This window comes from Pseudomonas corrugata, from assembly GCF_001269905.1.
Classification (GTDB): Bacteria; Pseudomonadota; Gammaproteobacteria; order Pseudomonadales; family Pseudomonadaceae; genus Aquipseudomonas; species Aquipseudomonas corrugata.
The window spans coordinates 212,130-228,207 of the sequence record NZ_LHVK01000022.1; the positions used below are offsets into that span (position 1 = coordinate 212,130).

General features: G+C 61.1%; 10 protein-coding genes. 2 read left to right on the forward strand and 8 right to left on the reverse strand.

The genetic code is table 11. The features are described 5' to 3' along the window. Positions 1 to 18: 18 nt before the first annotated feature. The 7 genes from AD665_RS23510 to AD665_RS23540 form a co-directional block, all read right to left on the reverse strand. Positions 19 to 3,111, reverse strand: a complete 3,093-nt coding sequence (locus AD665_RS23510) for an autotransporter serine protease (RefSeq protein ID WP_053194060.1) — start codon at positions 3,109 to 3,111, stop codon at positions 19 to 21. 86 nt (positions 3,112 to 3,197) lie between these two features. Beyond that, a complete protein-coding gene (locus AD665_RS23515; RefSeq protein WP_053194062.1) occupies positions 3,198 to 4,535 on the reverse strand; it encodes a TolC family outer membrane protein in 1,338 nt (445 codons plus the stop codon). 13 nt (positions 4,536 to 4,548) lie between these two features. Next, entirely contained in the window at positions 4,549 to 5,883 is a 1,335-nt protein-coding gene (locus AD665_RS23520; RefSeq protein WP_024778496.1) for an HlyD family type I secretion periplasmic adaptor subunit, read from the reverse strand. Further along, complete coding sequence (locus tag AD665_RS23525) at positions 5,880 to 7,655, reverse strand: type I secretion system permease/ATPase (protein WP_053194064.1); 1,776 nt, start codon at positions 7,653 to 7,655, stop codon at positions 5,880 to 5,882. The genes AD665_RS23520 and AD665_RS23525 overlap by 4 nt, the downstream gene beginning before the upstream one ends. Positions 7,656 to 7,807: 152 nt before the next feature. Continuing rightward, positions 7,808 to 8,230, reverse strand: a complete 423-nt coding sequence (locus AD665_RS23530; protein WP_053194066.1) for an AprI/Inh family metalloprotease inhibitor — start codon at positions 8,228 to 8,230, stop codon at positions 7,808 to 7,810. 122 nt (positions 8,231 to 8,352) lie between these two features. Then, positions 8,353 to 9,810 carry a serralysin family metalloprotease gene (locus tag AD665_RS23535; protein ID WP_024778499.1) on the reverse strand — a complete coding sequence of 486 codons (1,458 nt, stop codon included), beginning with the start codon at positions 9,808 to 9,810 and terminating at the stop codon, positions 8,353 to 8,355. Positions 9,811 to 10,132: 322 nt separating this feature from the next. Further along, the gene (locus AD665_RS23540; RefSeq protein WP_024778500.1) at positions 10,133 to 11,047 is read right to left on the reverse strand and encodes a LysR family transcriptional regulator; all 915 of its coding nucleotides are present in this window, start codon (positions 11,045 to 11,047) and stop codon (positions 10,133 to 10,135) included. A 129-nt stretch (positions 11,048 to 11,176) separates the two neighbouring features. On the opposite strand from AD665_RS23540, the gene AD665_RS23545 reads away from it, so the two are divergent. Further along, positions 11,177 to 12,631 carry an MFS transporter gene (locus AD665_RS23545; protein WP_053194069.1) on the forward strand — a complete coding sequence of 485 codons (1,455 nt, stop codon included), beginning with the start codon at positions 11,177 to 11,179 and terminating at the stop codon, positions 12,629 to 12,631. Positions 12,632 to 12,823: 192 nt separating this feature from the next. After that, positions 12,824 to 13,102, forward strand: coding sequence for a DUF1652 domain-containing protein (locus tag AD665_RS23550; protein ID WP_003201764.1), 279 nt, complete (start codon positions 12,824 to 12,826; stop codon positions 13,100 to 13,102). A gap of 198 nt (positions 13,103 to 13,300) precedes the next feature. On the opposite strand, the gene AD665_RS23555 is transcribed toward AD665_RS23550, so the two are convergent. Then, a complete protein-coding gene (locus AD665_RS23555) occupies positions 13,301 to 15,769 on the reverse strand; it encodes a UvrD-helicase domain-containing protein (protein ID WP_053194071.1) in 2,469 nt (822 codons plus the stop codon). Positions 15,770 to 16,078 lie beyond the last annotated feature (309 nt).

The window sequence follows — 16,078 nt, forward strand, 5'->3', positions numbered from 1 at the left end:
CCGGCCATTTATCCTGGTTCAGAACTGCCAATCCAGCGTCAGCCCGACACCATGGCTTTTATCCCGGGCACCGAGCACGCCGTTGTAGTCCAGGTTGACGCGCACATCCTTGGCCACTGCGAGCCCGGCCCGTGCACCGATCACCGCGGCATTGCGGTCCATGGCCACGCTCTGCACCGCGAAGGTATCCGCGCTGCCGGCGAACGCCAGGTCCTGTTCGGAACGGGTGTTGCTCAAGTTGTGCTGCCAGCCGAGTGACCCGGAGAGCTGCAATTGCTGCGTCTGCGACAGCGCCAGGGTATGGCTGGCCCGCACACCCAGCGTCGACAGCACCGCATCGCGACGGTCGTTGCCACCGTGCAGGGCTGCGCTGTCGCCTTTCTCATGGAAACTGTCACTGTCCAGATGCACATAAGCCAGGTTGGCGAACGGTTCCAGGTCCACGGGTTGCAGGTCGAGGCGATATGCCGCTTCGGTGAAGAGCTGGGCGGTGCGGGCATCACGCTTGGCTTTCTCCCGACCATTGATCTCGGCCCACTGCAGCTCGCGTTTCACGTCGATGCGATGCCAGCTGTAGGCGCCACCGACGGTCAGGCGCAGCGCGTCGATCTCATGTCCCAGGTAGACCCCCAGGTGATAGCTGTCGGCCTTGGCCGACGAATGCGTGCCATCCCCCATGCTCAACGAGCTGTCGCTGTATCCGGTGACGAAACCCAGTCGTGTCCGTTCGCTGATCAAGCCATCGCCACCGATCAGCAGCCCGCCGATGGAGCTGTTGGAACTGGCATTGTCATGTCCCCCTTCGCTTTTGCCCCAGGCACCGAGCACCTTGACCCAGAGGTTGCTCCCGGTATCGGTGGGCGTATTGGCGTCGTACAGCGCGTCCTGGCGCAGGCGATCACCTACGGCATCTCGCAGGTAACGGCTTTGGTTGATCAACAACGTGCCAATGGCTGGATGGATCTCGCCGGACAGTTGCTGGAACGCCTGTTGGGCCTCGGCGGCGCTGGGTGACAGCAACAAGGCTTCGTAGAGGCCGTTGCCGGCCCCCAATTGCTCTGCCGCGGTCGCCACCGAGCGCTGGTTGGGGGTCAGGCCAAGGCTGCTGAACGACGTTGCGTTGCGCGCCACCGCCAATCGAACGCCGCTGGCGGAATACACCAGGTTTCCTCCCAGGAACGCATAATTAGGTAGCACCTCGCCAAAACGCCCCTCGATACCGTCGGCCGCCTGCAGGATGTCGAGCTGACGCCCCAGCAGACTTTTCACTTCGCTGGCGGAAAGTAGCGTCGGGCTGTTTTCCAGGGACAACGACACCGTCGCGCCGTCGATGGAGACCTTGCCGCCGGCAATGATCAGATCGCTGGAGGTAGGCGACACCTCCACCGCGTAGGTCGAACCCGATTGGAAGGTCACATCCCCGGCCACCTGCAACGTGCCGATGGAATTGCCCGGCGCCACGCTGCCTCCCTGCTTGGCCGTCAGGCTGGCGATGCGGCCATTCCCGCCCAGCACACCGCCGTCATTGACAGTCACGGCCGATGCCAGAGAGCCGTTGATTGCAAGACGCCCCTCGTTGACCAGGGTCGGCCCGCTGTAGGTATTGTCTCCCGTGAGTACCAAGGTGCCGACGCCTTCCTTGGTCAGGCCACCGTGACCAGTTATGTCGTTGCGCCACACATCCAGCCCGCACTGGATTCCGCTGCACACCCGTTCAGTGGGTTTGCCAGCATCGACGATCGCACCGACGCCCGGCAGGTCCGCCACGAATTGCCCTGTGCCGTAGGCGCCGTCGATACGGAATTCCACGGGAATGTCTTGCTCGGTCACCAGCATCGACGGGCCGTCTATGGCCTTGCCCAGGTTGATCATGCCCCAGCCATACAGCGAATCGACGCCAGGGGCGCCCATGTCGGTGGCCGTGGTACGCAGCACACTGGCGACCTGAGCACCGGTCATGTAGGGGAAGCGCTCCATCAACACCGCCACACTGCCGGCGACATGGGGCGCCGCCATGGAGGTGCCGCTCTTGTTGGCGTAGCCGACCGTCAGGTCATCGGCGCCGGTGCCGCCGATCACGGCGCTATAGACCCGGGTGCCTGGCGCCGATACACAGAAACTGGCGGTATAGCCACAGCGCGACGAGAAGGTGCTGATGGTGTAGGGATCGGGGCTGCTGGTATCGGGGTTGATCTGAAGGGCGGCAACCGTGAGCCAGTTCGGCGCGATGTCTGGCACGAAATACGCCAGGCCCGCGATGGCGTCGGGGTTGTTGAGGTTGTAGTCGTTGCCGGCGGCGAAAATAGTCACGATTCCACTGCGGGCCGCAGCGATGGCGCCTTCGTAGGCGCCGCCCGGCCGGGTGCCCAGCAGCGGCTGAATCTGGTCGAACTGCAATTGCGCATCCTGCACGGAGAAGTGCGGGAAGGCGGGGTCGCGGCCGCCTTGGTCGAAGCGGTCGGTGATGCCGATGCCCCAACTGTTGTTGATGATCCGTGCGCCGCTGGCGATCAGCGCATCCCAACCGGCCTTGTACACCGCGCCATCGTTGCCCAGGATGATGCCGTCTTCGGGTCCTGGATCGCCGTTGTCGGCACTGATAATCTGAGCGTCGAACGCCACGCCGTGCATCGGGCTGCCATCACGGCTGCCGGCGGCGATCCCGCCGACATGGGTGCCATGGGAGCCCAGCTTGCCATCGGAGCCTACCGTGGGCGAGCCGTCATAGCGGAAGGGGTCACCGGCCCTCACCGGGATGTACGGGTCGGTGTATTCACGGATACCGCTGGTGACCAGGGTCACGACTTTGTCGGTGCCGGAAAACTCCGGATGCGCGGCATAGACCGGCTGGTCGAAAATCCCCAGCTTGACGCCCTTGCCCGTGTAGCCGGCGGCATAGGCCTGCTGAGCATTGATCGCGCCCAACCCCCATTCGGCGTTGAATTCGGCACTGCGCCAACTGTCCGGGTCCCCGGACCTGCCGCCCTCGACATAAGGCGCCGCCTGGGCCGTGCCCAGGGTCGCCACAGCGCAGAACACGGCCAGATTCAAGGTTTTGAGCAGGAACAGACTGCCTGTTTTTCCGGGGTGCTTCTTGTTATCGATTTTCATGAACCATCCTTAGTTGATGCAAAAGTCCTGTAGCTTTCCCGTCCCTTGGGGCTTGCACTGGTCTCCTGTGGCGAGGAGTCAATGGATCAGCGGGTTACAAACGCCTCATCCACCTTCGCCAGGTCCTGTTCCCCCAAGGTGCCGGCGTAGTAATGCAATTTGACCCAGGCCATGAGGTAGTCGTAGCGGGCCTGTGCAAGGTCGCGGCGAGTGGTGTAGAGCTGTTGCTCGGCGTTGAGTGCGTCAAGGTTGACCCGCTCGCCACCAAGAATGCTTTGCCGGGTCGACACCACCAGCGCTTCGGCGGAGACCAGGGCTTTCTGATAGGCCCGCAGCTTGTTCACCCCCGACACGCAGGCGCTGAATTGCCGACGCAGTTCGATCAGGGTTTCGCGGGTCTTGGCGTCCAGCTCGTACTCGGCCTGTTCCATGGTGCGGCTGGCCTGACGGGTCGAGGCCGAGACGCCACCGCCGGCATACAAGGGCACGCTCACTTCCAGGCCAATGGTGTTGGTGTCGTAGCGCTGGTTGTAGGTGTTGCCGCTTTCCGACTCGTTCTGGCGCATCGTCGCGTAAGCGCTGATCTTGGGCAGATGCCCGGCGCGGTTGCGCTCTACCTCGTAACGCGCCACGTCCACGGCTTGGCGCTGGGAAGCCAGGTTGGGGTTGTTGCTCACAGCCAATTCATGCCAGGTATCGAAACCGGCGGGCTGCAAGGCGAAGGTCTGGAAAGTTTCGTTCAACGGAGCCAGGTCGCCGATCGCCAGGGTGGGCACGCCGATCAGCGAACCCAGCTCGCGCAGAGAGGCATCCTGTTCGTTGTGCGCTTCGATCTCTTCGGCAGTGGCCAACTCGTAGCGCGACTCAGCCTCAAGAATATCGGTACGGGTGCCTTCGCCCTGGCGGAACAGGTGCTCGTTCTGGCGGAACTGCTGTTCGAAAGCCTTCTTCTTGGCCTGGGCAATGTCGATCTGGTCCTGAGCGAACAGCGCCTGGGTGTAATGGCTCAGCACCCGCACCAGCAACTCCTGGCTCTTGCCGCGGAAGTTCTCATCGGCGAACAGCGCCTGCGCCACGCCTTTGCGATAAGCCGCGTAAGCTTCGTAGTCCAGCAGTGGCTGTTGCAGGGTCAGGCTGGAGCCGTAACTGCTGTAGTTGCGATCGTCGTGCTGGCTGGCGCCGCGGTCATTGAGGTAGGTGACCTTGGACTGGTTGCGGCCCTTGTTGTAGCTGTAGCCCAGGTGCGGCAGCAGCCCGGCACGGCCGATGGCGCGATTCTCCAGGCCCGCGTCGCGCTCCTTGATCGCCCCGAGATAAACCGGGTCGTTGCGCAGGGCCTGTTCGTAGAACTCGAACGGCCCCATGGCCCAGACATTGTTGCAAATAGAGACGGCCAGCAGTGCCACCCCGTAGAATCGCTTCATACACCGGACATCCTTATTCCTCGGTCAACGCAGAGCCGGCCCGGTCGAGCAGCGGTTTGAACAAGTAGTTGAGCAGCGAGCGCTCGCCGGTACGCACGAACATCTCCGCCGGCATCCCGGGCTTGATCACCAGGCCATTGAGTTTTTCCAGCGCCGCATCGCCAACGTTGCTGCGCAACACGTAGTACGGCGTACCGGTTTTTTCGTCGATCATCTGATCGGCGGACACCAGGCTGACCTCCCCCGACACCCTCGGCGTGCGGCTCTGGTTGAAGGCAGTGAACAGGATGTCCACCGGCAGATGGATACCGACCTTGTCGATCAGGCTCACCGGCAGGTGCCCTTCCACCTCCAGCCGTGTGCCTTGGGGCACGATCTCCAGCAGGGTGTCGCCCTGGCGCACCACTGCGCCTTCGGTGTGCACTCCCAGGTTGACGGCGATGCCATCGGCGGTGGCGAGGATCTCGCTGTGTTGCAGCTCGAACCTGGCCGACGTGAGCTGTTGTTGCAGGGTTTCACTCTTGAGCTGGGCGTCGGCCAATTGGCTGCGGACTTCCTTTTGATACTCCTCGCTGTGTTGCTGCAGCTTCAGCCGAGACTCGATGATCCCCTGCTCCACCCGGCCGCTTTCGCCGCCGTTCTGAGCCAGCTCCTGCTGTACCTGGGACAATTGCCGTTGATAGTCCAGCAGGCGGTTACGCGGGATATAACCGTTATCTGCCAAGGGCTGCAGGTTGCCCAGTTGCAGGCGCAGGGACTCGGCCTGGGCAGTCAGGTCGCCACGGGCCCGTCGCATCCCCGCCAACTGCGCGATGGCGCCGTCGATGCTGGCGCGCAACGCGGCTTGTTCCCGGGCGAAGGCTTCGCGGCGGCTGCTGAACAGTTGTCGCTGGCCTTCGAGCACAAGCGCAAGGCGTGGATCCGGGTCCTGGCTCAATGCGCTCGGAAAACTCACTTGCGCCAGGTTATCCCGCTCGCTTTGCCAGCGCGCCAGGCTGGCCCAGGCCATCTGGTACTGGGCTTGCAGCGATTGCACGTCCGCTGCGGCCTGGGTCTGGTCCAGACGAAACAACGGCTGCCCTTGCTTGACCGCTTCGCCCTCTCGCACCAGGATCCGACTGACCATGCCGCTGCTCATCGATTGCACAGCCTTGCGCTTGCCGGAAACCACCACTGTGCCTTGTACGGGAATGCCCTGATCCAACGGGGCCAGGCTGGCCCAGGTAAAAAAACTGCCGGCGCCAAGGAGCGCCAGGGCCCAGCCCATGCGCATGAAGAAACGGGCGTCACGTTCGGGGCGCTCGTGGTGTCGAGTGTGTTCGAGGGTCATGTCGCGATCCTTGCTCATGCGTTTCCGGGCTTGCCGGCGGCCTGGTACTGACGACTCATGCTCAATCCGTTGGGCGTTGCCTGGGGTTTGTCTCGCGGAGTGTCCGATTGGCCGGATAGCGCCCGCAGCACTTCCTGGCTTGGTCCGAACGCTTGTAGCCGACCTTCGTTAAGCACCAGCAGCTTGTCGGCCTGGGCCAGCGCCGAGGAGCGATGTGTCACCAGCACGACGCTGGTGCCCTGGGCCTTCAGCTGCGCGATGGCACTGGCCAGCGCCGCCTCGCCGACGGTGTCCAGGTTGGAGTTGGGCTCGTCGAGCACCACCAGGCTCGGCCGGTCGTACAGGGCCCGGGCCAGGGCGACCCGTTGTTTCTGCCCACCGGACAAACCGCTACCGTCCTCCCCCAGGACCGTGTCGTAACCTTGGGACATGCGCAGGATCAGCTCATGCACGCCGGCCTGCTGCGCGGCAGCGACGACTTTCTGTGGGTCGGCCTCGCGAAAGCGGGAGATGTTCTCGGCGATGCTGCCGCTGAACAGTTCGATGTCCTGGGGCAGATAGCCGATGTACGGACCGAGTTGGTCACGATTCCAGCGATGGATATCGGCCCCGTCCAGCCGCACTGCACCTCCCAGGATCGGCCACACGCCCACCAGCACACGGGCCAGGGTGGATTTGCCGGAACCCGAAGCCCCCAAGACCCCAAGTACCTCGCCGGCAGCGAAACTGAAACTCACTTGATGCAATGTCGCCTGGCGCTGCCCCGGCGGTCCGGCGCTGACTTGCTCAAAGCTCACCTGGCCCTTGGGCGGTGGCAGTGGCATCGCGTCGTCCTGGGGCGGATAGGCCTGCAACAACGCGTCGAGACGACGATAGGCCAGCTTCGCGCCGCTCCATTGCTTCCACACGGCAATCAATTGATCGATAGGGCTCAATACCCGGCCCATCAGGATCGAGCCGGCAATCATCATCCCGGCGGTCATGTCGCCCTTGATCACCAGCAGCGCCCCCAATCCCAGCACGAGCGATTGAAGGCTCAGGCGCAAGGCTTTGCTGAACGCACTGATGACCGCACCGGTGTCGCTGGCCTGGTTTTGCAAGCCGAGAAAACGCGAATGCACGGTAAACCAGCGGTTGCGCAGTGCATCGAGCATGCCCATGGCCTGGATCGATTCGGCGTTGTGCAAATGACTGGTGGCCAGTTGACTGGACTGTTGCGAGTAGCCGCTGGCCTGCCCCAACGGTTTGCGGGTCATGATCTCGTTCAGGCATGCCAGACCGATGAGCAGCAGCGTGCCCACGCTGGCGAACACGCCCAGCCAGACGTTGAACAGATAAATCACCAACAGATAGACCGGGAACCAGGGGGCATCGAAGAAGGCGAATAGCGCCGGCCCGGTGACGAACTGGCGCAGATGGGTCAAGTCACCCAGGGACTGCCCGGCGTTGCCTTCGCCCTGGAGCAGGTTGCGCTCGAACGCGGCTTTGTAGACCTGGAGATTGAATCGTCTCTCCAACTGGCTGCCGATGCGGATGACAATGAAGCTGCGCACCATTTCAAGCAACCCGATGAACACAAAGAAGCCCACCACCATCAACGACAACATTACCAGGGTGGTTTCGTTTTGCGATGATAATCCCCGGTCATATACCTGGAGCATGTAAATGGAAGGCGCCAGCATCAGGACATTAATCAGCGCGGTAAAACAACCGACACTGAGCAGAATGTTTTTATAATCGCCCAGCGCCTTGAACAGCGGCACCGCGGCGGCGGTCTTTGCCCTCTTCATCATTCTTCCCTGCAATTGGCTTCGCCACAAAGTTGGCAAACACTTGAACTTTCCAATCATTTAATAGTTGAGCATGCCCACACCAAAGTGCGCGCCTGATGAACAAGCGCGTCTGGATTCAAGGTAAAACAGGCTCAAGCCGTACGAATAAGCTAACGCGCGCCCTCTTGGATATTGCGCTCAAGGGTGACGCTCAATCCCGATTTCAAATTGACTTGATAATGCTGGCCCTGACGCAACCCCAGATGAACTCTGGCATCTTGCTTGCCAAGCAGCGAAAGACCATCGGGCTCAGGAAACCAACGGACCGGTTCATCCCCGAGCCACTGGCCCAGGCAGTCGGTTTGCCCGCCTACGGTCTGGTCCGCCTTGAGCTCGATGACACAGATATTGGACGGTTTGTCCTGCAGCGCCTGGGTTTGTGCGTTGTCCTGCGGGCCTGCCAGAACGGCGCGCCACTGACCGGCCAACTGTGAGGGTTCTGCTAACAACAGGCTGCGCGCCATGGTGACTTCTCCGGAAAACAACATCAGCGTAGCGAGTAACCAGGCGGTTGCCGGAAGACTGCGGGGCATGATCTTTACTCGCTGAAAGAATTGGAATGCGTCTGTGGCGAGGGAGCTTGCTCCCGCTGGGCTGCGAAACAGTCCCATTGTCGATGGGAACACCCCCCTCACCTCAGTGAGTCACACGGGCATCAAGCCACGATGTCCGAAACCGCTGCCTGGCCGACGGTGCTGACCAGGAAATCGGCCACGCCATGCCCGGAGAAGTCCACCGACAACAGGCTGTTGCCACCCGATGTCGACAGCACCGCATCGCCCGCCGCACCGGTGAACGCATTCACGAAGTGCAGGCCCGCGCCGTTGGTGATGCCGGTCAGGTCGATCTTGTCCAGGCCGCTGACGAAATCGAGGATCTGGTCCGTGGCACCCGGCCGCGAATCGGAGCTCGCGGCGAAGACGAACGTGTCGGCACCCGAACCGCCCGACAGCTTGTCCGCACCGCCGCCCCCCCAGAGGATGTCATTGCCGGCGCCCCCCTTGAGCTCGTTGGCCACTTCGTTGCCGATCAGCAAATCGCTGCCCGACCCGCCGATGGCATTTTCGATGGTGGCGCCCTGAGCGATGGACACGTTGCCCACCATGCCGCCAACGTCGGAGAACGAGGCGTCATTGAGATTTATTTTCTGGTTCTGGGTGAAACCGGAAAAGTCCAGGGTATCGCGACCGCCCGCATCCCATACCGAGAACACCACCTTGTCCGACGAGGACGATGCGCTGAGGAAATCGCGACCGGCGTTGGAATTGAAGCCGTAGGTGGTGTCACCGGTACGGGTGCTCATGTTGGCACCGTAGAGTTTCTGGATCGCCGCGATGTCGTCCATCAACGGGCCTGAGGAATAGGCTTCGACGCCGCCTTTGCTGAAGTTCTGGTCGGTGTTGCTTTCACTCCAGTAGCTCATGACGCTGTAGCCACGGGTGTCCTGGCCGTACGTGGCGTCATCGTAGGTCGGGCTGCCTTCGCCGGCGTTGTAGTCGCCTGGGTGCGCCAGGCCCAGGGTGTGGCCGATTTCGTGGGTCAGGGTCTGCCGGCCATAGTTGTTCAGGCCCGGATTCTTGTTCTGGGTGTAGCTACTATTGATCAGGTACCAGGACGTCCCGTCATACCCGGCGCCGGTCCCCGGCAGGTAGGCGAACGCCGCTGCGCCGTCCTGGCCACTGCTGTAGTTGCCGAAGGTCATGTGTCCGTCGCCACCGCTGCTTCTCTCGGTAAAGGTGACATTGGCCACATCCGCCCAGGACTGCATGGCCAGGACTGCCTGGCCCTTCTGCTGAGTACTGAACTGGCTGAAACCGCTGATTCCATGCTTGTTCATGGTGCTCGAGGAAGCGGAGGTCAGAAAGGTATAAGTCAGCTCGATCTTGCCGCTGCCGTCTCTGTCCTGATACGCCGCGCCGTCGCGCAGCAATTGAGTCGCCGCCTCGTCCACCGAGTACGAGGGTTTGCCATTGATGGTGAGGTTGCCGCCACGGTCATATTGATGGCTGAAACTATTGATCTGGTTGAATGCATTACTGGACGCGGCCAATGATTGCGGTGCCCAGAGGAGTTGTTCAGCAGAATCAACAGTGCCGGTTTTGACTTTCGACATAAACACACTTCCTTGTTTGCAATGGAACAGTTTTTGTCAGACAGACAATCTCTGGCGAGATCGTCCTATCACTCGCCCAATTGAGGACGCAAGAAAACTGACACAATTCGAAATCATACGTCTAGCGATTTTTTCGACGCATATGAACAACAACTCTGACGACACGCGGGGCACTAGGCGCCCGTCCCGTTAATACAGGCAGCACAGCCTCAGGATCAAAAATTGTCGGACAAAACCCTATTTAAATATTAAATATCGCCCTATGTCGAGCAGTACACTTTCAGCAACTAAGTGCCAGTGAAGTGCTATTAATTAATATGAATTAGTGGCCTATTTGCTCCCCAGTGTTGCGCGCGCAAACCTCACGCAAACAACCTCGCAGCCAGCGGTGTACCGGATCGGCATCCATTCGTGGATGCCAGAGCATGGCAATCGTGAATATCGGCACCGGGAACGGCAGCGCAAAGCTGTGCAGGCCGGCGCGCAGGCGGGTGGTATAGCGTTCGGGCACACTGGCGATCAGGTCACTGGACCGCGCGAGCCCCAACGCCGTGGAAAAGCCGGGGACGGTGGTGATGATCTCTCGCGTCAGGTTCAAGGGCTCCAATGCCCGATCAATGGGGCCGTGGTCGAGGTCGCGCAAGGCGACAGCGATATGCCCGCCCTCGGCATAAGCAGCGGCGGTAACCTCGGCCTGGCTCAGCGGATGCCCCAGGCGTACCACGCCGATAAGTCGGTCGACAAACAATGCCTGGGTGCGTAGCTCCGGTCGGGTGTCCTTGTCCACGACGGCGGTTTCCAGGTCCACGGTCCCCTCGCGCAGTGCCGTACTGCTCTTGTCAGCCTTGTCCACGAAGCGCATTCGGACACCGGGGGCCTCCTCGCCGATGCGGGTAATCAGGTCGATCCCGAAGTTTTCCACGAACCCTTCCCGGGTGCGCAGCGTAAAGGTCCGATTCAACCGCCGCAGGTCCGGGGCCTCGACCGGGCGCAGTACTGTCTGGGCATCCTGCACCAGTTGACTGACCTGCTCGCGCAGTTCCAAGGCACGGGGCGTGGCCACCAGCCCTCGCCCGGCCCGCACTAACAGCGGGTCACCGGTGGTATCGCGCAATCGCGCCAACGCCCGGCTCATCGCCGAAGGACTGAGCCGCAGCCGTTGGGCCGCTCGGGCAACGCTGCCTTCCGCCAACAGCACGTCAAGGGTGATCAACAGGTTGAGGTCGGGAATGGACATGGTCAGGCCTCGGGCTTATAGATGGCGTCGCATGCAGCTATAAAGTGCAAATGCTGCGTCTTCCGCCATGTTATGCCCGGGCGTACTGTTCTGACAGTCCAGTTTTTGTGAACCGCTCCGGAGAACAGCATGAAACCAGTCCATACGCCGCCGGACATTCCCGGCGCTCCCCAAGCCTCCTCGTCGCGCTGGGCGTTGACCAGCCTTGCCCTGGCAACCTTGCTCGCCTCGCTGGGCACCAGCGTCGCCACAGTCGGCCTGCCCGCCTTGGCCGAAGCGTTCGGCGCCTCTTTTCAGGCAGTCCAATGGGTGGTGCTGGCTTATCTGCTGGCGATCTCCACGCTGATTGTCAGCGTCGGGCGCCTGGGTGATCTGCTGGGACGCCGACCACTGCTGTTGACCGGCATTCTGTTGTTTACCCTGGCGTCTGTTCTCTGCGGGCTCGCGCCTTCCCTTGGGCTGTTGATCATGGGCCGGACGCTGCAAGGCCTGGGAGCGGCCGTCATGATGGCGTTGACCCTGGCTTTGGTCGGTGAAACGGTCGAGAAGGAGCGAATCGGGCGCGCCATGGGCTTGCTGGCCACGCTGTCAGCGGTAGGCACCGCCCTTGGACCCTCGCTCGGCGGCACGCTTGTCAGCGTATTCGGCTGGCACGCTATCTTCCTGATCAACGTGCCCCTCGGACTGCTGACATGGCTGTTGGCCTGGCGCTCCCTGCCCGCCCATCGCCTGCCGAGGGATGTCGAAAAATCCGGCTTCGATATCAAGGGCACGGTGCTGCTGGCGACGGCACTGGGCGCTTATGCCCTGGCCATGACCCTGGGCCGCGGCCATTTCGGCGCAATCAATATCGCCTTGCTGCTGTTGGCGGTCGTTGGCGGCGGACTGTTCGTCCTGACCCAACGCAGGGTGAGGTCGCCGCTGATCCCCCTGGCGTTGTTTCGCGATCGGCTGCTGGTTTCGGGCCTGGCAACGAGTGCATTGGTCGCCACAGTCATGATGGCGACGCTGCTGGTAGGACCTTTCTACTTGTCCATCAGCCTTGGACTGCCGACCTCGCTGGTGGGATTGGTGCTGGCCGTCGGGCCCTGCGTCGCTGCGTTGGCCGGCGTGCCTGCCGGGCGCCTTACGGATCGGTTCGGCGTGCGGCCCATGCGGCTTGCCGGGTTGGCGACCATGGTGCTGGGCTGCTCGATGCTGGCGCTGGTGTCACCCGCGTTGGGCATGGGCGGCTACGTCATGGCCATCGTGGTGACTACGCTGGGCTATGCGCTGTTCCAGACTGCTAACAACACGGCCGTGATGGCGGATGTTGCTGCACAGAAGCGCGGCGTCATTGCCGGGTTGCTCAACCTGTCGCGTAACCTGGGTTTCTTTACCGGTGCATCGGTGCTCGGCGCGGTATTCGCATCAGCATTACCGACGGTCGGTGTCTCCGCGGCCAGTCCCGGGGAGGTCGCAAACGGCCTGCATCTCACCTTCGCCGTCGCTTTATCGATGGTGGGCCTGGCTCTACTGATCGCTCTGCAATACCGCGCGCCAGAGGCGTTGAGAAACCAGCAGACTTCGTCAGGAAAAGGATGATGGCATTCTGAGTCCTGGCCTTTAAGTCATGATGCAGATCAAAAAAAGTGAACCAATCGCAAAACGGACTGAAAAAAGCCACATGACTTTCATTATCAGGTGCTATTTTTAGTTTTCACTGGTAGGGCCATGATGGCTCTTCCTTCCTGACAAGAGCAAACGGAAGCGCTTGATGAAGAAGGTGGGCAGCAGATGAATAAAGGATCGTTCAGCAAGGTTACGTTTCCCAACGCTTGCCAGCTGATGCGCTGGCATTTCCATCCAATGGGCTTCGAGGCCAGTATGGATGCGCCGGGCAGCATGGTCGCCCGGCTGTTCGACCGTGCCAGCGGCGAAACCATGATCGCGATTGCGGGTATCCCCTGCGCGACCGTGATGAATGCCCCTGACGTGGAGCGAATAATCGAAGCGGTGGAAGCCGAGCTGGAGGCCTTCGTACCACCGGTTGGTTTGAGGCGATTCGCCTCCTGAGTAAAAAAGCCCGCATTCTGTGGGCTTTTTTGTGGGCGCTATCCCGGGCATTTGTGCCAGCTGTCCCGCCGCTATCGCGAGCAGGCTCGCTCCCACAATGTCTCGGGGCGGCTTCAGCAAGTGTGTTCACCCAACCCCCTGTGGGAGCGAGCCTGCTCGCGATGGCGATCCTCCAGGCAACTACCAGACCAGTCCCACTCAACCGCGGGCGCGGCGATGGTCAACAAAGAAAGGCTTGCCTTTGTCGATACGGTCCGAGGCCCTGGGCCCGTTGGCGGCCTGACTGTCCGGCTCCTCCACGTACCAGTAGCAATGCTGCACGGCACGGGTGATGCCCACGTAGGCTAGGCGCAGGATTTCGTCCTTCTGCGCCGTGTCGTACGGCTCGGTGTCACTGTCCTGGCCCAGCCCGGCCATCCGATAGACCTGATTCTTGTAGGGGGAATGGGTCAGGTGCTGGCAATCTCCCAATAAGAATACTGCATCAGCCTGGAGCCCCTTGGCACTGTGATAGGTCATCTGCCTGAGGCGCCGCATCTCATATGGCAAGCTAGAATCCACATTAACTATTGACTGAATATGCTTCTCTATCAATGTCTTATCGATACTTCTTCGATACAACATCAATATCGAATCCCCCTTGCGATAATGCTCCTCCAGCCGTTGGGCCAAGCCCTCATCGTCCCGATCCAGCACATTGACCGGGCTCAGCAATGGGGATTTGCCGCTGGCCTTGGCCTTCTTGCCAGGGATGGCAGCCGCCGCACGGACAATATGCTCGGCAGCATCGATGATGTGCTGATGGCTGCGATAATTGTCAGTGAGCATCACTCGGGTAGTGGCCGACGACGGGAATTGTTGGCTGAACGCCATGAAATAGCTCGGTGAACTGCCGCGCCAACCATAGATCGACTGCCAGTCGTCGCCGACACACAGCAATGAAGAGTGTTGAGCACCTCGCCCCACATGCATGGCAGGGCCCCGGCGACGCACTTCCCGAAGGCTTGCACGAAGCCAGGAGACGATCTGCGGGGAAACGTCCTGGAACTCATCAATCATCAGGTGTGACATAGGCCTGAGAAGCGCATCGCCCAGTAACTTGAAGTTCTCCGGCGAATGCTCGCTGAACAGCGCAAACATGCGGTTGTAGGTCATGATGGGAGGCGACTGGTCGAGCAGATGGTCTTCAAACGCCCGCCAATAGCGGCTCAACGCCTCGAAAAAGAACCGATCAGGGTCATCCTGGGCGAAACACATTCGCCCTACGGCATCCGGTACATCCAAACCCAGGTTCTCAATGAAACCGGCAGCGGCGACGAAACAGTCCAGCAATGGCGCCGAACCCAGCTCCCCCTTGACCTTGTAATCGAAGCCAGGCCCTGCGCTCGCGTCCCCGGCCAACGAGGCGAGAAGACGCTTGGATGACTCATAGCTTTCTATCCATATCAACGGCTTACGGCAGAAAGCTTGAAACAGGGTTCGCTTTACTGCCCATTCCGCACGCAGGCTCAGCCGCGCGCCTGGACGACTGAGTCGGGCATCCTCCCGCGAATCGAACCCCAGTATCACCCAAGCATCCAAGGCTGGGACGTAACCATGACAATGGAACGTTGAACCGTTGATGTTGAATGTCTGACGCTTGGGCTCGACACCCTTGATGGGCCACGCGCCGGCGCGAAACCACAGATCCTCGATGGCATCGCACAGTTCTTCATCACGTTGGGCAGCCAGTTCGGTCACGGCTACCCGCTTCTGCACGTCCGGGTGGTCACGCTCCAGTTGCCTGAGCTGAAAAGCGTGCCGGGACAGTGGTTTGATCAGCTCGCGAAAACGCTCGTCGCGTTGATAGAGATGGTGATAACACGCATTGAGTTGCTGGCGCTGAGCATCGTTGATGCGCAAGTCGAAGGGGTTGCCGTCGATGTCGTCATCGCCCGCCCCCGTGCGATGGCCCAGGGTTTCGAAGGCCTGGAGCCGCTCGAATCCCGGCAGGCTGCGCACCATGGGCAAGATGCGCGAATGGAAGGTCCGCACCAGATCGCGGGCTTCCCTGGGGTTGACCGCTCGCCCCCACAAGGCGAAGACCTCGATCAACTTCTGAATAAAGTCTTTGCGCGATTCCCGGGTAAACGTCACCACGGTCATCGAATCCAACTCGCAGCCCAGATACTGAGACAGCAACACGATGCGCAGCACCAGGGTCGTGGATTTACCCGCACCGGCCCCGGCAACCACCGAGGTGGAAGGCGTGTCGCTGAAGATCATCTTCCACTGCGCAACACTGGGCTGTGCATGAGCCGGCAGCAATCGGGCGACATCCGCCTTCACGCGCTTCTTGAGCTCGGGGGTCAATGGCAGGCGCCAGTCGTCGAACAACAGGTCATCCACTTTGGGCGCCGGGTGTTCCGTACTGCGGAAGTCGCGGATCAACAAGACCTGGCGCGCCTCCTCCAACCCCTCGGTCTTGCCCTCTTTGAATCCGTAATCGAAACCGGCAGCATGACCGCTGCGAAAACCATCAGCCTGTCCATGTAACCAGGAAGCCCTATGCTGCCCGCGCAGACGTGTCAGTCCATGGCCAAAGAATCTGGCTGCCAGACGCTTGAGCAGCGGCATTTGCGCCAGGGGAAGCAGTTCGGGAGGAAGATCGGGAGAGTGTTGCGGCACGCTTTGGGACTCCGGCGTTCAAAACCATGACGACTATGGTGTCTGGATTTACCGATGAGTGCTACCCAAAAGCTTGTAGGTCATGGGGTTAGGCGATGAAGTGAAAGTGGTATCGCATCGACATGACGGCCGCCTTGACCACCGCTATCGCGAGCAGGTTCGCTCCTACAGGATATCTGTGGCATACGACCTCTATATGTACGCAGCAGAATCTGTGGGAGCCAAGCTTGCTCGCGATGACGTCGGCACATTCAACATCTATGTAACTGACCCACCGCTATCGCGAGCAGGCTCGCTCCCACAGGGTTC